Source organism: Halorubrum sp. Ea8, assembly GCF_002252925.1.
GTDB lineage: Archaea > Halobacteriota > Halobacteria > Halobacteriales > Haloferacaceae > Halorubrum.
Genome location: NZ_NHPF01000100.1, coordinates 104,130 through 123,041, shown reverse-complemented (window position 1 = coordinate 123,041; position 18,912 = coordinate 104,130). Strand labels below are relative to the sequence as shown.

Annotated in this window: 17 protein-coding genes and 1 pseudogene; 8 read left to right on the top strand and 10 right to left on the bottom strand. The window is 68.2% G+C overall.

The window, feature by feature from the left end; translation table 11 throughout:
* The first annotated feature begins 94 nt into the window (after positions 1–94).
* Entirely contained in the window at positions 95–535 is a 441-nt protein-coding gene (locus tag DJ74_RS11535) for a DUF5807 family protein (protein WP_094527338.1), read from the top strand.
* Between the two features lie 27 nt (positions 536–562).
* Here the strand turns inward: DJ74_RS11535 and DJ74_RS11530 are convergent, their stop codons facing one another.
* The 3 genes from DJ74_RS11530 to DJ74_RS11520 all read right to left on the bottom strand — a co-directional run bounded on the left by DJ74_RS11530 (position 563) and on the right by DJ74_RS11520 (position 5,186).
* On the bottom strand, positions 563–2,215 hold the full coding sequence (locus DJ74_RS11530; protein WP_094527337.1) for a long-chain fatty acid--CoA ligase: 1,653 nt from the start codon (positions 2,213–2,215) through the stop codon (positions 563–565).
* A 393-nt stretch (positions 2,216–2,608) separates the two neighbouring features.
* Entirely contained in the window at positions 2,609–3,892 is a 1,284-nt protein-coding gene (metX, locus tag DJ74_RS11525) for a homoserine O-acetyltransferase (protein WP_094527336.1), read from the bottom strand.
* A gap of 1 nt (position 3,893) precedes the next feature.
* Positions 3,894–5,186, bottom strand: a complete 1,293-nt coding sequence (locus DJ74_RS11520; RefSeq protein ID WP_094524755.1) for an O-acetylhomoserine aminocarboxypropyltransferase/cysteine synthase family protein — start codon at positions 5,184–5,186, stop codon at positions 3,894–3,896.
* A gap of 156 nt (positions 5,187–5,342) precedes the next feature.
* On the opposite strand from DJ74_RS11520, the gene DJ74_RS11515 reads away from it, so the two are divergent.
* Positions 5,343–6,764 (top strand): DHH family phosphoesterase, encoded by a 1,422-nt coding sequence (locus tag DJ74_RS11515; protein WP_094527335.1) that lies wholly within the window; start codon positions 5,343–5,345, stop codon positions 6,762–6,764.
* A gap of 39 nt (positions 6,765–6,803) precedes the next feature.
* Here the strand turns inward: DJ74_RS11515 and DJ74_RS11510 are convergent, their stop codons facing one another.
* The 5 genes from DJ74_RS11510 to DJ74_RS11490 form a co-directional block, all read right to left on the bottom strand.
* Positions 6,804–7,103 carry a hypothetical protein gene (locus DJ74_RS11510; protein ID WP_094524753.1) on the bottom strand — a complete coding sequence of 100 codons (300 nt, stop codon included), beginning with the start codon at positions 7,101–7,103 and terminating at the stop codon, positions 6,804–6,806.
* The gene (locus tag DJ74_RS11505) at positions 7,100–7,381 is read right to left on the bottom strand and encodes a winged helix-turn-helix domain-containing protein (RefSeq protein WP_094524752.1); all 282 of its coding nucleotides are present in this window, start codon (positions 7,379–7,381) and stop codon (positions 7,100–7,102) included. Before DJ74_RS11505 ends, DJ74_RS11510 begins: the two co-directional genes overlap by 4 nt.
* Positions 7,382–7,470: 89 nt before the next feature.
* On the bottom strand, positions 7,471–9,012 hold the full coding sequence (locus tag DJ74_RS11500) for a molybdopterin-dependent oxidoreductase (protein ID WP_094527334.1): 1,542 nt from the start codon (positions 9,010–9,012) through the stop codon (positions 7,471–7,473).
* A gap of 3 nt (positions 9,013–9,015) precedes the next feature.
* Positions 9,016–9,939 (bottom strand): spondin domain-containing protein, encoded by a 924-nt coding sequence (locus DJ74_RS11495; protein WP_094527333.1) that lies wholly within the window; start codon positions 9,937–9,939, stop codon positions 9,016–9,018.
* A 260-nt stretch (positions 9,940–10,199) separates the two neighbouring features.
* A complete protein-coding gene (locus DJ74_RS11490; RefSeq protein WP_094524749.1) occupies positions 10,200–10,763 on the bottom strand; it encodes a HalX domain-containing protein in 564 nt (187 codons plus the stop codon).
* Between the two features lie 149 nt (positions 10,764–10,912).
* On the opposite strand from DJ74_RS11490, the gene DJ74_RS11485 reads away from it, so the two are divergent.
* Positions 10,913–11,641, top strand: a complete 729-nt coding sequence (locus tag DJ74_RS11485) for an ATPase domain-containing protein (protein ID WP_094524748.1) — start codon at positions 10,913–10,915, stop codon at positions 11,639–11,641.
* Between the two features lie 72 nt (positions 11,642–11,713).
* Here DJ74_RS11485 and DJ74_RS11480 read toward each other — a convergent pair whose 3' ends face one another.
* Positions 11,714–12,052 (bottom strand): helix-turn-helix domain-containing protein, encoded by a 339-nt coding sequence (locus DJ74_RS11480; RefSeq protein WP_094524747.1) that lies wholly within the window; start codon positions 12,050–12,052, stop codon positions 11,714–11,716.
* Between the two features lie 186 nt (positions 12,053–12,238).
* Here DJ74_RS11480 and DJ74_RS11475 point away from each other — a divergent pair, with 186 nt between their 5' ends.
* The 4 genes and pseudogenes from DJ74_RS11475 to DJ74_RS11460 all read left to right on the top strand — a co-directional run bounded on the left by DJ74_RS11475 (position 12,239) and on the right by DJ74_RS11460 (position 15,773).
* Positions 12,239–12,577, top strand: a complete 339-nt coding sequence (locus DJ74_RS11475) for a hypothetical protein (protein ID WP_094524746.1) — start codon at positions 12,239–12,241, stop codon at positions 12,575–12,577.
* Between the two features lie 365 nt (positions 12,578–12,942).
* The gene (locus tag DJ74_RS11470; RefSeq protein WP_094527332.1) at positions 12,943–13,560 is read left to right on the top strand and encodes an archaellin/type IV pilin N-terminal domain-containing protein; all 618 of its coding nucleotides are present in this window, start codon (positions 12,943–12,945) and stop codon (positions 13,558–13,560) included.
* Positions 13,561–13,562: 2 nt separating this feature from the next.
* Positions 13,563–14,123, top strand: a pseudogene (locus DJ74_RS11465) (archaellin/type IV pilin N-terminal domain-containing protein); the annotation flags it as partial.
* Positions 14,124–15,002: 879 nt separating this feature from the next.
* Entirely contained in the window at positions 15,003–15,773 is a 771-nt protein-coding gene (locus DJ74_RS11460; RefSeq protein WP_094527331.1) for a hypothetical protein, read from the top strand.
* 16 nt (positions 15,774–15,789) lie between these two features.
* On the opposite strand, the gene DJ74_RS11455 is transcribed toward DJ74_RS11460, so the two are convergent.
* Positions 15,790–16,230: a zinc ribbon domain-containing protein gene (locus DJ74_RS11455; protein ID WP_094527330.1), complete on the bottom strand. Its 441-nt coding sequence runs from the start codon at positions 16,228–16,230 to the stop codon at positions 15,790–15,792.
* A 399-nt stretch (positions 16,231–16,629) separates the two neighbouring features.
* Between DJ74_RS11455 and DJ74_RS19905 the strand changes: the two genes are divergently transcribed.
* Positions 16,630–18,855, top strand: coding sequence for a BGTF surface domain-containing protein (locus tag DJ74_RS19905; protein WP_094527329.1), 2,226 nt, complete (start codon positions 16,630–16,632; stop codon positions 18,853–18,855).
* Positions 18,856–18,912 lie beyond the last annotated feature (57 nt).

Below are 18,912 nucleotides of genomic sequence, written 5' to 3'. Positions count from 1 at the left end.
TGCTTAAGTTAACACGACCATTCCACACGATCTGTCATCGGTCCGTTCGGTCGCGACTCGCACTCCTTTTACCGTTCACGCGCGTCCGGCCGGCATGAGCAAACTCGACGAGTTCCTCGCCGGCGAGCGGCTCGACGACGTCGTCTTCTACCTCAGCGACGCGTACCTCGACGACGACTCCCGGCTCCGGAACGTCGGCACCGAGACGGACGGCGGCGTGCGGCTGATCCTCGACGGCGAGACCGGCCGGTCGGCGTTCGAGGCCGGCACGGGGATGGGAGCGATGGAGTTCGCGAAGACGGCGATGGGCGCGGAGGGGACGATCGGTCGCTCGCTCGACGGCGGGGAGTGTCCCGTCGCCGAGGAGACCCCCGACGACGACCACGACGTGCGGTTCGTCTTCGCGTTCGCGGAGGCGCAGAACGAGGAGGTCGGCGGCCTCTACGCCGATGGCGACGTGGTCCACGCGTACGCCCACTGCACCTGCGGCGAGAGCTACTCGCACAAGTGGATCGTCGGCGACCGCGGCGAGTAACAGTCGAGAACGGCACCGCGTCCGCGGCTACTCCTGCTCCGGCGCGTCCTCTTCCGGCACCGACCCCTCGACGAGCGACTGGTCGGCGTACTGCTCGCGCAGGTCCTTCTTGGAGAACTTCCCGGTGGCGGTCTTCGGGACCTCGTCGATGAACTCCACCGCGTCCGGGACCCACCACTTCGGGTACTCAGCGCGGAGCCCGGACTCGATCTCGTCGACTAGGGCCCCGCGGTCGACGTCGTCGACCGGGACGACGAACGCGACCGGGCGCTCCTGCCAGCGCTCGTGCGGGACGCCGATCACGGTCGCCTCGCTCACGCCGTCGTACGCCATGATCGCGTTCTCCAGCTCGACGCTGGAGATCCACTCGCCGCCCGACTTGATCACGTCCTTCGTGCGGTCGACGAGCTTGAGGTAGCCGTCCTCGTCGACGGTGACCACGTCGCCGGTCTTCAGCCAGCCGTCGACGAACTCCTCCTCGCTGGCCTCGGGCCGGGCGAAGTACTCCTTGGTGACCCACGGCCCGCGGATCCGGAGCTCGCCGAACGCCTCGCCGTCCCACGGGATCTCCTCGCCGTCCTCGTCGATCACCTCGAACTCCAGCCCGGGGACGACGAGCCCCTGCTTCGACCGCTTGTCGACCTGCGTCTCGTAGTCGGCGTCGCGCAGGTCGTCCGTGAGGTGAGAGACGGTACCGATCGGGGACATCTCGGTCATCCCCCACGCGTGGAGCACCTCGACGCCCCGGTCGTCGTACCACTCGATCAGCGCCCGGGGGGCGGCCGCGCCGCCGACGATCACGGTGTCGAGCGTCGAGAGGTCGACGTCGTTGCCCTCGGCGATGTACTCCCGGAGGCCGAGCCAGACGGTCGGGACCCCCGCGGATATCGTCACGCCCTCCTCCTCGATCAGCGCCGCGAGGTCGGCCGGCGACGGCGACGGGCCGGGGTAGACGTGCTTCGCGCCCGCCGCGGTCGCGGTGAACGGCATCCCCCACGCGTTGACGTGGAACATGGGGACGACCGGCATCACGACGTCGGAGTCCTCCATCGGGATCCCCTGCGGCGTCTGCGAGGCCATCGTGTGGCTCCACAGCATCGACTGGGTGTACTCGACGCCCTTCGGCTTCCCCGTCGTCCCCGAGGTGTAACAGAGGCCGGCCGGCTGGTCGCCGTCGAGGTCGGGCCAGTCGTACTCGGTCGACCGGTCCGCGATGAACTCCTCGTAGGCGGGCGCGTCGAGCGCGTCGATCCCCTCCGACCCCATCGCGACGAAGTCGACGTCGGCGAACTCCGCGGCGTCCTCGGCCGCGCCCGCGATCTTCTCGGCGAGCGACGGGTCGACGAAGACGATCTCGTCGTCGGCGTCGTCGACGATGTACCGGATGTGTTCGTCGGGGAGCAGGGGGTTGATCGTGTGGAGCTGCGCGCCGGTGTTCGGGACGCCGAAGTACGTCTCGAAGTGGCGCGTGTGGTTCCAGCAGAACGTCGCGACCCTGTCGCCGCGCTCGATCCCGTGCTCGTCGAGCGCGTTCGCGAGCCGTGCGGTTCGGTCGGCGTACTCCGCGTACGTGTGCCGCGTCCGCCCCTCGTGCGTCCGAGAGACGATCTCGGTGTCTGGGTACAGTCGTTCGGCGCGCCACAGGAACGGTCGGAGCGTCTGCGCGTGTCCACCGGGCATACCTTACACACCATGGCGTCGAGAACTATGAACATTACCATGATTGATGGTGATGGATTGGCGGCGTGAGAGGCCCGCGCCGGGGCTCGGCCGCTCGGCTATAAATAGCCGATCGCGGATCAGCGGTGAACGCCACCAGAGATCGGGCCGCTCGCTCACAAGCAGTCGCTGATGGAACGACGGTGAACACCGCCAAAGCCCCAGCCGGCGGCGGAGCCGCCGGCGACTGTCCCTTCGAGTCCCGCCCTGCCCCGCTGCGCACGGCACCTCGCACCTCCCCAGCCTTGCCGCGGCCGCCGGCGGCGGCCGCGGACTCCCTCGCACGCGCTCCTCGTGGCCTACCGGCCACTCGGAGGCGCGCGCCAACCGCACGGTGGTATTTAAAAGCGTCCGCTACCCCTGAAACAGGCTCGCGTGCACCGGCGCGTGGTCGGACTCGGGGCGCGCGGACTCGTCTCCCTCGCCGCCGTCGTCGGAGACGGCTCGGCCCTCGACCCCCTCCGCGAGGAAGTCGCTGAGCGGCGGGCCGACGTGCTCGGGCTCGACGAGGAACGCGTCGTGGCCGTGGTCGGAGTCGATCACGTGGTGGGCGACGGGGACGTCGCGGTCGCGGAAGGCGGTCGCGAGCGACGCGGACTGCTCGACCGTGAAGTGCCAGTCGGCGGTGAAGCTCATCAGCAGCGCCTCGCCCTCGAACGCCGCGAGCGCGTCGGCGTCGGTCCCGTGGCCGGCGGCGAGGTCGTACTCGTCCATGGCGCGCGTGAGGTAGAGGTAGCTGTTGGCGTCGAAGCGGTCGCTGAACCCCTCGGCCTGGTAGTCGAGGTACGACTCCACCTCCCGGTAGGGGAAGAAGGCCGCCGTCGGCTCCGGCGGCAGCCCGAGGTCGCCCTCCTCGCGGGTCAGCGAGTCGCGGCCCGCTGAGCGGCGACCGAACTTCCGCTCCATCGAGGACTTCGAGAGGTACATGATGTGACCGATCTGGCGGGCCAGCGCGAGCCCCTCGTCGGGCGAGCCGCGGCCCTCGCCGTAGTAGTCGCCGCCGTTCCAGTCGGAGTCCGCGCGGATCGCGCGCCGAGCGACCGCGTCGAGCGCGAGGCACTGGGCGTCGAGCCGCCCGGCGGTCGCGATGGGGACGATCCGGTCGACGTCGTCCGGGTAGCGCTTGGCCCACTCCAAGACGTTCATCCCGCCGACGCTGCCGCCGACGACGGCGCGCAGCCGCCCCACCCCGAGCTGGTCGAGCAGGCGGCGCTGGGCGCGCGCCCAGTCCTCGACCTGCACCGGCGGGAACGCGGTCCCCCACCGGTCGTGGTCGGGCTCGTCGGGGAGATCGAGGTCGGCGGGGCGCGCGCTCGCCGGGCCGGTCGTGCCGTAACAGGAGCCGGGGACGTTCGCGCAGACGACGAAGTACTCCGTCGTGTCGATCGCCTTCCCGGGCCCGACGATGTCGTCCCACCACGCGCGGGCCTGTCCCGCCTGACCGGCGTCCCGCTCGGGGGACGGGGAGCGCGCGACGTTCTGACTGCCGGTGAGCGCGTGACAGACCAACACGACGTTGTCGCCGTCGAACTCCCCGTGCGTCTCGTAGGCGACCTCCAGGTCGGGGACCGACTGACCGCACTCGAAGACGAACTCGCCGAGCGAGACGGTCCCGTCCTCCGATGGCGTCGCGCTCATCTCACTGCCCCCCGGTCGCTCGCTCGCCCGCCGCCAGCCCGCGGTCGAGGTCGGCGGTCACGTCGTCGGGGTCCTCGATCCCGACGGAGAGGCGGAGCATGTCGGGGAAGACGCCGGCGAGCCGCTGTTGAGTCTCGTCCATCTGCGCGTGCGTGGTGGAGGCGGGGTGGATGACGAGCGTCTTCGCGTCGCCGACGTTCGCGAGGAAGCTCGTCAGCTCGACCGACTCGCACAGCGCCTTGGCGGCCTCGAAGCCGCCGTCGACGCCGAAAGTGACCATCCCGCCGAAGCCGTCGAGGTACTCGGCGGCGTTGTCGTGGCTCGGGTGATCCTCGAAGCCGGGGTACGTCACCCAGTCGACCCGGTCGTCGTCGCGGAGGAACTCGGCGACGGTCCGGGCGTTCTCGCAGTGGCGCTCCATCCGGAGCGGGAGCGTGTTGAGCCCCTGGATCGTCTGCCACGCGTCGAACGGGGACTGCTGGCCGCCGGTCGGGCGCACCCCGCGCTGGCGGGCGACGTTGCCGAAGGCGGCGTCGCCGAACTGCTCGACGAAGTCGACCGGGTAGGCCGGCGACTGCCCGTCCAGTTCGTCGTAGTCGGCGTCGGGGTGGTCCCACGGGAAGGAGCCGCCGTCGACGAGGACGCCGCCGACGGTGGTGCCGTTGCCGGTGATCCACTTCGTCGTCGACTCCCAGGTGATGTCGGCGCCGTGTTCGAACGGCCGACAGCAGTACGGCGTCGCGAACGTGTTGTCGACGACGAGCGGGACCGCGTTGTCGTGGGCGATCTCGGCGAGCCGCTCGAAGTCGGGGGTGACGAGCGAGGGGTTCGCGAGCGTCTCCACGTGGACGAACGCGGTGTCCTCGTCGATCACGGCCTCGTACGCCTCGTAGTCGAGCGTGTCGACGAGCCGGGCCTCGACCCCGCGGCGGTCCGCGATGCTGGTGAGGTACGCGGCCGTGCCGCCGTACATCTCGGAGCTGGCGACGACGTTGTCGCCCGCGCTCGCGAGCACGGTCGTTATCGCGTCGAAGGCGGCCATTCCCGAGGCGGTCGCGACCGCGTCCGTTCCGCCGGAGAGGTCGGCGATCCGGTCCTCGAGGACGCTCACGGTCGGGTTGGAGAGCCGGGAGTAGATGTGGCCCTCCGCCCGGAGCGCGTACAGCTCCGCCGCCGTGTCCGCGTCGTCGAAGACGAACGAGGTCGTCTGGTGTATCGGGGTCGCTCGCGACCCGGTCGCCGGGTCGGCCGCGGCGCCGGCGTGGAGACTCCGGGTGTTGAACCCACGTGTCATGTGTGTAGTGCATATATCTACAGAGGTCTATAACCGTCAGTTACGGCAAGTGATGCCTCGGTCTCCGCCGCCGCCGGAGTTCGGGGCGTCGCGCGGTTCGACCGCGCTCCGCACCGAAGCGTGAGTTTATCCCCGATCGCGAGCCAACGAGGGGTAATGGCAGTCGCCGACTCACCCGTGCCGGACCTCGCCCAGCGCGCGAGCGCCTGCGCCGACCGCCTCCGCGCCGCCGACCGGGTGCTGCTCGCGTCGCACATCGACGCCGACGGGCTGACGAGCGCCGGGGTCGCCTCGTCGGCGCTCGCGCGCGCCGGGATCGACCACGAGGTCGTCTTCGAGAAGCAGCTGGACGCCGAGTCCATCGCCGGGATCGCCGCCCGCGAGTTCGACGTGGTGCTGTTCACCGACTTCGGCTCCGGGCAGCTCGACGCGATCGCCGACCACGAGGCCCGCGGCGACTTCGTCCCCGTGATCGCCGACCACCACCAGCCGGCCGACCGCGACACGGAGTTCCACCTCAACCCCCTCTTAGAGGGGATCGACGGCGCGAGCGAGCTGTCGGGCGCGGGCGCCAGCTACGTGCTCGCGCGAGCGCTGGAGGGTCCCGACGGCGACAACCGCGACCTCGCCGCGCTCGCGGTCGTCGGCGCGGTCGGGGACATGCAGGACTCCGACGGCGGGCTCGCCGGCGCCAACGAGGCGATCGTCGCCGACGGCGTCGACGCCGGCGTCATCGAGACGCGCACCGACCTGGACCTGTACGGGAGACAGACCCGACCGCTGCCGAAGCTGCTGGAGTACGCCTCGGACGTGAAGATCCCGGGCGTCTCGAACGACGAGGCGGGGGCGATCTCCTTCCTGACCGACCTCGACGTCGACGTGAGACGCGACGGCGAGTGGCGCCGCTGGGTCGACCTCGACGGCGAGGAGCGGCGGACCCTCGCCTCGGCGCTGATGCGCCGCGCCGTCGCCTCCGGCGTCCCCGCCGACCGGATCGAGGCGCTCGTCGGCACCTCCTACACGCTCGTCGACGAGGAGCCCGGCACGGAGCTGCGGGACGTCAGCGAGTTCTCGACACTGCTCAACGCGACCGCCCGGTACGAGCGCGCCGACGTCGGTCTCGCGGTGTGTCTCGGCGACCGCGGCGACGCCCTCGCCGAGGCCCGGCGGCTCCTCCGGACCCACCGCCGGAACCTCTCCGAGGGGCTCCAGTGGGTGAAGACGGAGGGCGTCACCGAGGCGGAGCACCTCCAGTGGTTCGACGCCGGCTCGCGGATCCGCGAGACGATCGTCGGGATCGTCGCCGGGATGGCGATCGGCTCGCCGGCGGTCGACCGCTCGAAGCCCGTGATCGCGTTCGCGGAGGAGAGCGCCGAGGAGCTGAAGGTGTCCTCGCGTGGCTCCCACGACCTCGTGCGGCGGGGGCTCGACCTCTCCGCGGTGATGCGGGAGGCGAGTCGGGCCGTCGGCGGCGATGGCGGGGGTCACGACGTCGCCGCGGGCGCGACGATCCCGATCGGCGAGCGCGACGCGTTCCTCGCAGAGGCGGACCGGCTGGTCGGCGACCAGCTCTCGTGAGGGGGTCGCGGCTCGCGGCCCGACCGCGACGGAGCCCGGTCACTTCAGCGTCACGTACGTCAGCAGCGACACCGCGAGCAGTTCGAGCACGCTCATCGCGAGCACGACTCGCCCCACGAGCGGGTCCATCGCGTACAGCGTCCGCATGCTGCTGAAAAAGAAGGCGACGGAGACCAGGTTCTCGACCAGCAGAACGGCGCTGAACCCGAGCAACCCCAGGAGTAGCGTGGAGCCGAACTCCCGGTAGTTGCGGAGCCAGACCGCGGCCAGCACCGCCAGCAGCGCGCTGTTGACGCCCGCGAGTAGGACGGCGATCCCGGTCGGCGTCGCGGGATTCATTCGGCGTCCACCTCAGACGTGATCTCCTCGAACGCGTCCGTGTGACGCTCGAAGCGGTCGGTCAGGAAGTAGAGCTTCCCGTAGTCGTGGTCGCTCGGCTCGACGACGTCGTGGTCTTCTAACATCTCTAGGTGGTGGGTGATCGTGTTGTAGTCGACGTCCAGTTCCTCCGCGAGTTCGTTCGCGTTCCGGGGGCGGGCGCGGAGTTCCCGGACGATCCGGACCCTGTTGGCGCCACCGCGGCTCGCGACGAACAGGTACCACAGGGCCTTCTCCATTTGGCGTACTGTTGTGTCGGGTGGGGTGTGAAAGTCGTTGCGACGCGGGCGGGTGCCCGGCGAGGCGATCGACGGACTGCGGCGGGCGGTCACCCGACCGTCCGGCGGACCCAGCCCGAGGCGCCGGTCGGCGACGGGTCCGACGGCTCTCGGATCTGGCGGTTCCCCTCGCCGTCGACCGCGCGGACGACGACCTCGCTCGTCCCGTCGGGGTCGAAGACGTGGCGCCACTGCCGCCAGACGTCGGCGTCGGGGAGCGGGTCGGAGAGGGCGGCGTCGGTCCACGAGTCGCCCCCGTCGGTCGAGACCTCGACGCGCTCGATCCCGCGGGTCCCGGCGTAGGCGTGGCCGGCCAGCTCGATCCGGCCGTCGTCGAGCTCCGTGATCCCCTCGTCCCAGAGCTTGGCGACCGTCTTCACCTCGCCGGTCCCCTCCCAGCCGCGTTCCTCCCAGTAGCCGTCCTCCTCCACGTTCAACAGCTCGATCTCCGAGAGCCACTTCACGTTCGTCTCCCCCCAGTGGCCCGGGATCAGCACCCGGACCGGGTGGCCGTGGCCGGGCGGGAGCTCCTTCCCGTTCATCCCCCACGCGAGGAAGCCGTCGGCGAGCACGTCGACCGGGAACTGGACGTAGTAGCCGTCCTCGCCGCGCAGCATCGCGCAGTTGCAGTCGCCCTGCGGGTCGACGGACTCGAGTAGGGGACGGATCGGGGTCCCCGTCCAGACGGCGTTGTCCAGTTTGCGGCCGTTCAGGTCCTCGCCGACGCACCGGAGCGTCACCGCGCGGTGCTCGACGGGTCGGTCGGTCAGCTCGTCGAAGGCGACCGTCCGCTCGCCGCCGGTCTCGCCGGTGAACGTCAGCGACCACTCCGCCGCGGTGACCTCCGGGTCGAACTCCGCGATGTCGACGTTGTAGAACTCGCCGATGGGACTCACCATGCCGAGGAGACCGTCGCTCTCGACCGCCAGCGAGGCCGCGCCGACCTCGCGGAGCCGCTCGGTCGCGCCCTCCGACCGCGGGGCGTCGGCGAGCGTGTCGTCACCGTCCGCGTCCGGCAACCGCCGACCGATGACGGCCGTGACGACGAACCCGAACGTCGCCGCCACGACGCCGAGCGTCCGGCGACGCACCGCGTCGACGGCTTTCGTCGAGTCGACCGCGACCGAGGACCCGTCGCCGGAGGCCGGGTCGGGAGACGACGGTTCGGACGCGTCGGGCGGGAGACCGCCGATCGCGACGGCGACCGCCGCGGGGAGCGCAACGCCCAGCGCCTGGGTCGGACCGCCGGTCAGACCGGCGGCGAGCAGCCACGACGCCAGACCGGTCGCCGCGGCGCCGACCGGCGAACTCTCTGTGCGCGCCGAGAGTTGCAGGCCGGCGAACGCGACCGCGGCGAACAGCCCGATCACGGCGGCGAACGCCATGGCGATGTGGATCAGGTGGCCCGCGTCGCCGACGTTCTCGATCATGAAGGTCACGATCGGCCCGGGCGTCAGGTTGACGATGGCTTGATCGACGGGGCGGACGACGAACGCGGGCGACCAGCCCGTGACGAGGTACGAACCGGCGACCCCGGCGGTCCCCGCCGCCGTCGCGAGCAACGCGTCTCGCCGTTCGGTAACGTCGATCATAGTTTACGTCGGGGTTACAGTCACTTGAACCACGTCCTCGGCGGCCGGGTACTCGTGGCCGTCGTCGACGTCGCTCAGCCGCCGCACGCTTCCGCCCTCGTCGTCGCCCTGATCGGGCGCGTCCTGCGCGGGCGCTTGGTCGGGACCGGTGCCGGGTGGCTCCGCGTTCGGCTCCGTCCCAGCGTCGAACAGGGACACGGCGTCGGTGACGTCGCCGTCGACCGGGTCGCCCTCCTCGGGCCAGAGCGCGGCGCCGTCCTCGCCCGTCGAGACGAAGACGTCGTTCGACGGGACGAACATCGAGGCGAAGGAGAGCCGCTGGCCGGGCGCGACCGTCGCCTCGAACTCGAAGGCGCCGCCGGGCGCGATCGGCGGGGCCCCCGGGACCTCCCCCGTCGGATCGTTCGGGTCCGCGACCGTGTCCGCGGGGGTGTACGGCCCCGAGTCGTGGACGTCCGTCGACGCGCCGAGCTCGTCGACGAGCCCGTCTTCTCCCTCGAACCCCGTCGGCGGCCCGGCCTCGGCCAGCGCTTCGAGTCCGACGGACGCCGGCTCGCCGAGCTCGTATATCGGATTCTCGCCCTCGTGGACGGCGTACGCCCCCGGCGTGACCCAGACGGCGCCGTCGGTCGACGTGTCCGCGGGATAGAACTCCGCGGACGCGACGTTCTCGATCCGGACGCGGACCGTGGCGGATTCCGTCATCTCGTCGTCGCCGTCCATCTCATCGCCATCGTCCATTCCGTCGCCACCGTCCATCTCATCGCCCTCGTTCATGCCGTCGTCCGTTTCGTTCCCGTCCATCCCGTCGTCGCCGTCCGCGTCGGCGCCGTCGCTTCCGCCGTCGCCGAGGCAACCGGCGAGCCCCAGCGTTACCAGTCCACCGCTCGTCGTCAGGAACCGTCGCCGCGTGTCTCGGTCCGTCATGTTCCGGACGAGGGCGATGACGGGGATATAGATTTTTCAACTACCGGACAACTTTGGTGCAGAGTCGGTCCGGGATCCGTTCAAACTTCGGTCGGGATCCGGACGCCGTCATCGATATCCGGTCGAGGTCCGGACGCCACGGCCGGAACTCGCGATGGGAGGGGTATCGTCGGAAGCGCGGAAGCGAGCGGGCAGAGAGAGGAACGAGAGCGCCGGAGCGAGCGGGCAGAGAGAACAGCGGGGGCGCGAGCGACGTCGGGTCAGGCCTCGCCGAGGTCTCGGAACATCGCGCGGTAGTCGTCGGAGGAGAGCGTCTCGCCGAGGTCGTCGATGTCGGTGTCGAGGTTCTCCAGCCGATCGACGAGATCGGCGTACGCCTCGTTGCCCTCGCGCTGGGCGGCGGGCTTCTGCGAGCTGAGGACCGCGCGCTTGCTCGCCAGCGCCGCCGCCTCCTGAACGAGGTCGTCGTACTCGCTGCGGGTGAGAAGGGTCTCGATCGCCGTCAACAGCTTCGAGCGGCTGACGGGCTTGGTGAGGTACAGATCGAACCCCATGTCGATGATGTCGAAGTCGGGCTCGACCGCGGTGACCATCGCGACTCGGCAGTCGTGGCCGGCCTCGCGGATGTGTTCGAGCACGTCGTCGCCGCTCCCGTCGGGGAGTCGACGGTCGAGGAGCACCACGTCGACGCTCGCGTCGACCCGGTCGATCGCCTCCGCGGCGGTCTCGGCGAGGTCGACGTCGTACTCCGCCTCGAGGAAGCCGGCGTACAGCGCGGCGATGTCGGGTTCGTCCTCGACGACGAGGACCGAAGGGTCGCTCACCGCCGATCACCGCCGGGGTCGACGGGAGACGCTTCACCGGGCATATACAAACGGGCGGCGTGTCGAGAAATAAAGCTGTCGGCGTCGGTTCGACCGATCGGCCGCGTCGGATCGTCTTTTATATACTCCCGTCGCCAATGGTGGGACGAATGTCAGAACTCGTCTCCACCGGGGTCGAGGGGCTCGACTCGATCCTCACCGGCGGCATCACGAAGCGGTCGACGGTGCTCGTCTCCGGGAACCCCGGGACCGGCAAGAGCATTTTCGGAATCCAGTACCTCTACCACGGCGTCACGGAACACGACGAGCGCGGCGTGTACGTCTCGTTCGAGGAGGACGAAGCGGACATCCGCGGCGCCGCGGAGTCGATCGGTCTCGACGGGTTCGGCGACGCCGTCGACGACGGCGATATCGTGATCTTAGACAAGCGGGAGATGCTGCGCGAGACCGACTTCTCGACGGCGGTCGACCGACTCCTCGACACGATCGAGGACGCCGACTTCGACCGGCTCGTGCTCGACTCGCTGTCGATGTTCCAGCTCTTCTTCGACGCCGAACAGGAGAAGCGGACGTATCTGTTGAAGTTCTCCGACATCCTCAAGGCGAACGGGCTGACCTCGCTGCTCATCAACGAGCAGGGCGCCGTGTTCCCGGACACGGAGGTCGGGCTGGAGAACTTCCTCACGGACGGGAACATCTACTTCATCCAGACGCCGACGGATTCGGGCGTCAACCGGTACGTCTGGGTGGCGAAGATGCGGAAGCAGGACATCGACACCGACATCTTCCCGATGGAGATCGGCGACGGCGGGATCACCGTCCACGAGCGGGCCGGCGGGTTCTCGATGATGGGGCGGTCCGACGAGCCGTCGTTCTGACGCGGACCGAGAGGGGAGACCGCGCGTCTCGGCGGCGCGGAAGGGGGAGGCGGTGCGGGAGGTCTCGGGACGCTACTGACTCGACGAGAGGTCGCGCCACACGTCGTCCAGCCGGTTTTTCACCGCGGACCGATCTTCGACCTCGACAGTGAGCCCGTCCGTGAAGTCGACCTCGACGCCGTCGACTTTCCGGCGGTACACCTTCACGCGCCGGTGCTCGTCCGAGAGCGGTCGGTCGTGGAGCTCGAGGAGGTCGGCCTCCTCGAGCTCGTTGATCCGGCGGTAACACGTCGCGATCGGGACGTCGAGCTCGTCGCTCAGGTCCTGCGCGGACATCGCGTCTCCGGTCGCGGTCAGGATGTCCGTGTTGTACTTGTTACCGAGCACTGTGATCAGGTCGTCCCCCACCATTCACGTTATCGCTGTTGATTTTTGCGTCTTAAAAGGATACCGGTGGTTGCAGGCGGCGTAGATTCCGGGACGGGGCCGCGTCGGGAGCCGTACCGGGCTCTGCGGGTCTGTCACCGCGAAATGCCGTGTTATCGCCGGTGATAGCCGCCACCGTGGGTTTATGTGTCGACTCCGAGGAGGGCCGGTATGGAGCTCATCGAGGGGTTGTATCTCGTGACGACCACCGTGTTGGCGGGCGCGAGCGCGACGCTGGCGGCGTTCGCCGTCGCCGCGTACCGGTCGTCGGGCCGCACCGCGATGGCGTACTTGGCCGTCGGCTTCGGACTGGTCGTCGTCGCGGCCGTCGCGACGCCCGTCGCCGGCTTCCGGACGTCGTTCGCGGACGCGGCGGCGCTGCTTTTGATCAACACCGGGCTGCTGGCGGCGTCGATGGCGCTCGTCGCCGGGAGCCTCGCCGTCTACGAACCCGGGACGCGGGAGCTCGTGATCCCCGAGTCCGAGCTCGCGCGGATCCAAGACCGGTAGCGGCTCGCGAGGCATCGAAACGCGGGGCGTGGGAAGCGATTCCACTCGTTCGTCCGCCTGTTCGTCCGCTCTTTCCAGGGACGTGACTCGTCGACCAGCCTCGGCATCGAGTCGACCCCGTCTGTATCGACGGCGGATCACCCGTCGTCCGCGCGGACGCACAGCGACGGCCCGAGTATCTAATCCGATAACCGAAACGAGACATCGTTAATAATTATAGAAATTATTGTCTCGTAATTAACGCGATAATCGCATGACTGCAGTTTTTTATCAGTTCGGATAATCTGCACGGAGTCTTTATTAGTGAAATACCACTTCGTAGCGATAACGCCCGCCGGGCAGACCGGGGGCCGACGCAACACACAATGTTCGAAACCATACTGGACGAGGAAGAGCGCGGTCAAGTGGGGATCGGGACCCTCATCGTGTTCATCGCGATGGTGCTGGTGGCGGCGATCGCCGCCGGCGTCCTGATCAACACGGCCGGCTTCCTCCAGACGCAGGCGGAAGCAACGGGCGAAGAGAGTACACAGCAAGTGAGTGATCGGCTTCAGGTCGTGAGTCAGTCTGGAACGTTCGACGATAGTCAAGGGAACGGACAGATCGTCGAGCTGGACTTCGTGCTCGCTCAGTCGCCGGGCGCATCCAATATCGACCTGAGTGAGACCTCGGTTGAATTGATCGGGGAGAGCGGGCAGGCGACGTTCACACTGAGTGAGAGCTCTGGCGATGGGACGATAATCGACATGTTCAAAGGCGAAAATAATGTCGTCTTCACCGATTCCAGTGATCGGGCGCAGGTGACTATTACTCTTGACGATGGTGGCAGCCCGACGACTGGTGGGGCTAACGCTGGTGACAGCGCCTACGTGCTTGAGGAAGGCGACTCTATGGTGGTAACGTTCACCACGGCGAGTGGTGCGACAACGACCTCAGAGATCCGCGTGCCGAGTACCGTCGTCAGCGAATCAGTGAGGCTGTAACAATGTTCGAATTTATCACTAACCGCGAGGATCGCGGCCAGGTGGGGATCGGAACCCTCATCGTGTTCATCGCGATGGTCTTAGTGGCGGCGATCGCCGCCGGCGTCCTGATCAACACGGCCGGGTTCCTCCAGACACAAGCAGAGGCAACGGGCGAAGAGAGCACGGACCTCGTCTCCGAACGGATCGACGTGATGAGCGAGGTCGGGATCGTCGGTAACCCGAGTCCTGGTGAGTTAAGCGAAATCCGGCTGGGTGTTTCCGGCGCTCCCGGTGCTGATCAGATCGACTTGACGGAAACGACCATTCAGGCGGTCGGTCCCGGCGGGCAGGAGAACCTCGTCTTCACGAGCTCCGCGTCCGGCGCGAGCGAAGTGACGCAGGTGTCCGTGCCGTCGCTCACTGCCAGTCAGCCCCAGGTGGACATCTCCGTGGATTATAGTAATATTGACGGGTTTAGCTCTGGTGACTCTCTGACGATGGAGGTCGGAATTGACACTAATGACGATGGGAATGCCGACGTGACAGACTCGATAACTGCTAGTGACCTCTCTACTACGACCGTCAGCTTCAGTGATGGTTCTGGTGGTGACATTGCGTTCGACGGAACATCACTGAGTTCGGGGGACGACGTCATCGTCGATGTCAAAGACGGTGGCAGTAGCGTTCTAGAAGAAACGGTTACCCAAACGGTCGACGGAGTTGCACTCTCGGCGGGCCCTATTTCGGACGGTGCAACCGAAGTTACTGTGAATCTTAACTACGACAATATTGAATCGATCGACGACTCGGATGACACCCAAGAAGTGCTGGTTACATACACTCCGTCAGGTACTACGACAACAGTAACGGCTGCCGACATCACCAGTGGCTCGGTGACGATCACTGCGGTCGACGGTACCGCTAGCGGTAATACGGAAATTGATGCCTCCGGCGGCGCCACCGCTGGCGAGTTCAGTTCGACCGAAGACATCACATTTGAATTGTCTGACAGTAGTACCAGCCTTGGCACTACTACAACGACTGTTGGCGACGCTAGCGCAGCAGAACTCATCTCAACCACTACGGCCAAGGCGACGGCTATCTTCAGCAACAAGGTCGCTAACCTCGGCGCGAACGAGTTCGCCATCGGTTCGGACGGTAACTTCCGGACTTCGGCGGTGCTCAACGAGGAAAAGGACTTCACGATCCTGATCAATCCCGACGCCGGGGCGCTGAAAGACACGAACGCTAACGAAGCGTTCGGTGAGAGTGACTCAGCCACGCTCGACATTGTCTCCCCCGCCGGTGCGACGACGAGTGTCGAACTCCGCGCACCAGACCTATTCAACAATAAGGGCGAGGCAGTCCGGCTCTAACCAGCCCCGAACCACCCGCTAACCACTTTCAGCGGAACCGATCCGCCCGGAACACCTATTTTCTCGCGCGTTCACGGCGTTACTATGAGCGACCGCGATGCACCGGCCGCCGACCCCGACGCGCCGCCGGCCGACCCCGACGAGCTCGACTTCACCGACGACGAGAACGTCGTCGAGATCGAGGAGGGGCGGTACGTCGTCGGGACGAACGGCCGCCCTAACGTCGGACGATCGCGGGAGCGGCAGCGGGAGCAGCGGGCGAACGAGGGATCCGGATTTACCGCCGCGGAGCCCGCGAGCCCGGACGACCGCCGGCCCGCCGGCGACGACCCGCGCGCGAACGCGGCCGGGCCCGGCGTCGAGGACCGCGATCGGCGACAGGCCGGCGGGGAGGGTCACGCAGCCGGACAGGGACGCGGCGGCGGAGGCGGACGGAACGACCGCCGGGAAAGCGCCGGTGCGGGCTCAGGCGGACAGCGGTCCTCGACCGGCGCGGACGCAGTCGACCGGCAGGCGGTGAGCCGGTGGCTGGCGAGCTCCTTCGACGGCGACGGCTTCGACTACGGGATCGACGCGACGCTCCACGCGGAAGGCGACACCACCCGCCAGCGGACCGTGTCGAACGACGTGACGGCGACGTTCGACACGCTCCTCACGTGGTTCGCGTCGAACGCCGGGCCGAGCTCGCCGACGCCGGAGGCGATCGGGCTGCTGCTCGCCGCCTCCGAGACGACGGTCGACCTGCCGCCGGTGATGATCAAGCGGTTCGCGGCGAGTCAGGGGCTCTCCGCGAGCGACAGCATCGGCGACTTGGTGCGCGCCGCCGAGGACGCGGGTGGATTCCGAATCGACTGAATCCGCTGACGGAACACTACAGCAGGAACAGCAGCGCGGCGCCGATCACCGCGAAGATCGCGTACAGCCCCGCCATCACCTCGCGTTTCAGCGGGCTCCCGAGCGGCTCGGCGGTGAGTCGCCGTATCGGCGGGAGGATCGCGACCCCGGCGAGGATCAGCGGGAAGGCGCCGACCGCCGGAACGAGCGTGAGCGCGACGACGACGGTCCCGTACCCGACGACGTAACAGCCGCGCCGCCAGAGCTGTTCGCGGTCGCTGAGGTCGGCCATGTCCGCGAACCCGTCGGAGTCGCCGGCGTCGCCGCCGCCTCCGCCACTGCCGGCGACCTGTTCCGCCTGTCGCTGGACGTACTCGTCGAGCTCCTCGGCCGCGTCCTCCGTCTGCGGGGCGCCGCACTGCGCGCAGTACCGGGCCTCTTCGGTTACTGACGCCTCACAGCGGGGACACGATGGCATCGTGATTGGAAGCGCGCTCGCGTCGGATATAATTCTTCGGGAGGCAAGTCGACGGTTACCCCGCCGGAGTCCCCCGATTTCCGTCTCCGAGGGGGTTCGGCGAGCCTTGCGGTTCTCCGCGTTGATAATCCGGGGCGTACGTTTTAGTCGTCGACCCGCGGAGCCGAGGACGAACGACGCGGGCCGCCGACCGGCGGCCCACGCGCCGACTACACGATGTCACGGACACTCTCGCACTCCCCGAAGGACGCCCGCTCGCCCTCCGCCGAGCCGTCGACCGCTCCCGGCCGGTCCGACCGACGCCGCCGAACTCGCCGACTCGCGCGCCGTGTCGCGTGGCTCCTCTGTGCCGCGCTTGTCGCGTCGCTGCTCGTTGCCGGCGCCCCCTCGGCCGGCGCCGTGTCAGCGGACGGCGCGCCCGCGAGCGACGTGTCGGGCCTCGATCGCGGCGCGGCTTCGGCGGCGATCGACGCGGACGCCCTCGGGGACGCGCCGGCCCAAGCGAACGCCACCTTCAGCCGAGAGATATACGCGACGACCGCCGGCGATCCGGTCGAGTTCACCGTCCTCGTCGAGGAGCAGGCGTACCTCCTCGTCGGCGGGAACCGCCTGAGCGACTCCGGGACGTCGGTGGGATTCACCGACGTGATCAAACTGGAGCCCGGCGACGGGACTCGGATGGACGTAACGCTCAACACTCGCGTCGCAGGGACGGGAGCGGAGTACGTCTCCGTCTCTGGCGACGGGACGGCGACCAGCTGTTCGATCAGTGGCTGTAATCTTGATTTCATCGACGAGAACGGCGGCGACGTCAGCAGCCTCTCCGAGCTCTCTACCGCGACCGGCGCCGGCGGCCTAGTTCGGCCGCTCGCCGCCGAGCGGTACCGACTCGCGGCCGTCGAGAACGCGACCTTCACGGTCACAGGCGACGGCGTCGTCTCCCCGGCGGCCCCCGCGACGCGGTCGAACGTCCTCGTGGTCGAGCCCGAGCGACACCTCGGCGAAGAGATCGACCTGTTCACCACGATGCCCTCGGATTCGGACGGGTCGGTCGAATCCCTCGGCGCGCTCCGGAGTGAGGGCCTCGAACGGTCCGCCGTCACGAAGGGCGACCGGCTCGTGATCGGCGTCGAGGCCGCCGGGATCTGGGGGGCGCTGTCGCACGTCGCAAACGACGGCGGTGCCCCCGGCACCGCCGTCGTTNNCACCGCCGGCGACAACGCGAGCGGCGAGGTGCTGGAGGACCTTCTCGCCAAGGAGGAGGGGATCGACCTCCGGATCGAACACACGAACCCCGGTCAGAACCGCCAGCCGACCCGGATCGACTCGTCAGCGATTAAAGACGCCACGCTGCTGTTCGAGTCGGCCAACGAGTTCGAGGCCGCGTCGGCCGACCCGAGCGCCGGCCGGCTCTACCTCGTGATCGACACGAGTGACGACAACGCGATCGGCGAGCGGCTCGACCCCGGCGAGGAGTACCGCGTCACGTTCGAACTGGCCGGCGAACAGGGGGAACGCTACCGGTTCGCGGAGGAAGCTGACGGCCCGTTCGACGCCGCCTCGGTCGGCGACAGCTCGGTCCCGGAGCAGTTCCCGTACTTCGCGTCGGACGAGGCCGGCGTCTCAGTCGAAACGACGTTCTCGATCCAAGAGCGGTATATCGAGTACGACCATCACACCGACGAGGGGGAGATATTCGCCGACGGCAGTGAGATCACCGGCACCACGACCCTGCTGCCGGCGACCGAGCTGACCGCCGAGTTCACGTACGACGGCGGCGACAGGCCGCAGCTGTCCGAATCGACGGTCTCGATTGACGACGACGGTAACTTCAGCGCCGACCTCGGTCTCTCCGGTGTACCGCCCGGCCACCGGGTCCTGTTTGAACTCCGCGACGACTCCGGACTGCGCGACAGCCGGACGGTCATCGTCGCCGCCGACGCCGCGGACCCGCATCGACTACGGTTGACGAACACGACGACGAACGTCACGGTGACCAGGAAGGAGTCGCTTTCCGGCCTCTCGACGACGATTCGGAACGTCGGCGTGGTGGAGAACCGAAAACAGCTGTCGCTCGACGTCGCCGACGGCGCGATCGTTGAGGAGCGTTACGTGACAGTAAGCCCGGACGCACCGCGCAATGAGACGTTCGACGGTATCGATGCCGACCTCGAACCGGGCGAGTACCCTTACACGCTTTCGATCGACGAGGATCGGATCAACGGAACCGTCACAGTCGAAGCCGATCCGGCGGTAACTCGTATCGACTCGAACGGGAACGGAACGTCGGTATACGATGCCTCCGACGGGAACGGTTCGAATCCCGACTCGGACGGCGGTGAGCGGCCGGCTTCGGACGAGACCACCGGGGACGACTCAGACCCGAGTGCGTCCTCTCCCAGTAGTTCGAACAACGGCACCGATCCGAACGGAACGGATGCTGGTAATGAGACGGGCACTGGCGACGATCCCGAAGTCGGGGGCGCCCCTGGAGACGACACTCCGTCAGAGGAGCCTCCAACGGACGGGTCCGGCACCTTCCTCCCGTTCGGGATCGGCACCCGTGAGGCGTTCGGCGGGACCGTCCTCGTCGGCGTGATTCACATCCTCGGCCACTGGGTGTGAGACACGGTTTCTTTCGACGACCCGCGTCCGTTCTCAGCGCTGAGAACCGCGGGGGAG

What these genes read in the sequence shown, in the direction of transcription:
- DJ74_RS11460 (WP_094527331.1), top strand. Translation starts at nt 15,003, where the DNA reads ATGAGCGACCGCGATGCACCGGCCGCCGACCCCGACGCGCCGCCGGCC.
- DJ74_RS11530 (WP_094527337.1), bottom strand. Translation starts at nt 2,215, where the DNA reads ATGCCCGGTGGACACGCGCAGACGCTCCGACCGTTCCTGTGGCGCGCC.
- DJ74_RS11515 (WP_094527335.1), top strand. Translation starts at nt 5,343, where the DNA reads ATGGCAGTCGCCGACTCACCCGTGCCGGACCTCGCCCAGCGCGCGAGC.
- DJ74_RS11505 (WP_094524752.1), bottom strand. Translation starts at nt 7,381, where the DNA reads ATGGAGAAGGCCCTGTGGTACCTGTTCGTCGCGAGCCGCGGTGGCGCC.
- DJ74_RS11470 (WP_094527332.1), top strand. Translation starts at nt 12,943, where the DNA reads ATGTTCGAAACCATACTGGACGAGGAAGAGCGCGGTCAAGTGGGGATC.
- DJ74_RS11510 (WP_094524753.1), bottom strand. Translation starts at nt 7,103, where the DNA reads ATGAATCCCGCGACGCCGACCGGGATCGCCGTCCTACTCGCGGGCGTC.
- DJ74_RS11495 (WP_094527333.1), bottom strand. Translation starts at nt 9,939, where the DNA reads ATGACGGACCGAGACACGCGGCGACGGTTCCTGACGACGAGCGGTGGA.
- DJ74_RS11475 (WP_094524746.1), top strand. Translation starts at nt 12,239, where the DNA reads ATGGAGCTCATCGAGGGGTTGTATCTCGTGACGACCACCGTGTTGGCG.
- DJ74_RS11535 (WP_094527338.1), top strand. Translation starts at nt 95, where the DNA reads ATGAGCAAACTCGACGAGTTCCTCGCCGGCGAGCGGCTCGACGACGTC.
- DJ74_RS11480 (WP_094524747.1), bottom strand. Translation starts at nt 12,052, where the DNA reads ATGGTGGGGGACGACCTGATCACAGTGCTCGGTAACAAGTACAACACG.
- metX (WP_094527336.1), bottom strand. Translation starts at nt 3,892, where the DNA reads ATGAGCGCGACGCCATCGGAGGACGGGACCGTCTCGCTCGGCGAGTTC.
- DJ74_RS11500 (WP_094527334.1), bottom strand. Translation starts at nt 9,012, where the DNA reads ATGATCGACGTTACCGAACGGCGAGACGCGTTGCTCGCGACGGCGGCG.
- DJ74_RS11520 (WP_094524755.1), bottom strand. Translation starts at nt 5,186, where the DNA reads ATGACACGTGGGTTCAACACCCGGAGTCTCCACGCCGGCGCCGCGGCC.
- DJ74_RS11485 (WP_094524748.1), top strand. Translation starts at nt 10,913, where the DNA reads ATGTCAGAACTCGTCTCCACCGGGGTCGAGGGGCTCGACTCGATCCTC.
- DJ74_RS11455 (WP_094527330.1), bottom strand. Translation starts at nt 16,230, where the DNA reads ATGCCATCGTGTCCCCGCTGTGAGGCGTCAGTAACCGAAGAGGCCCGG.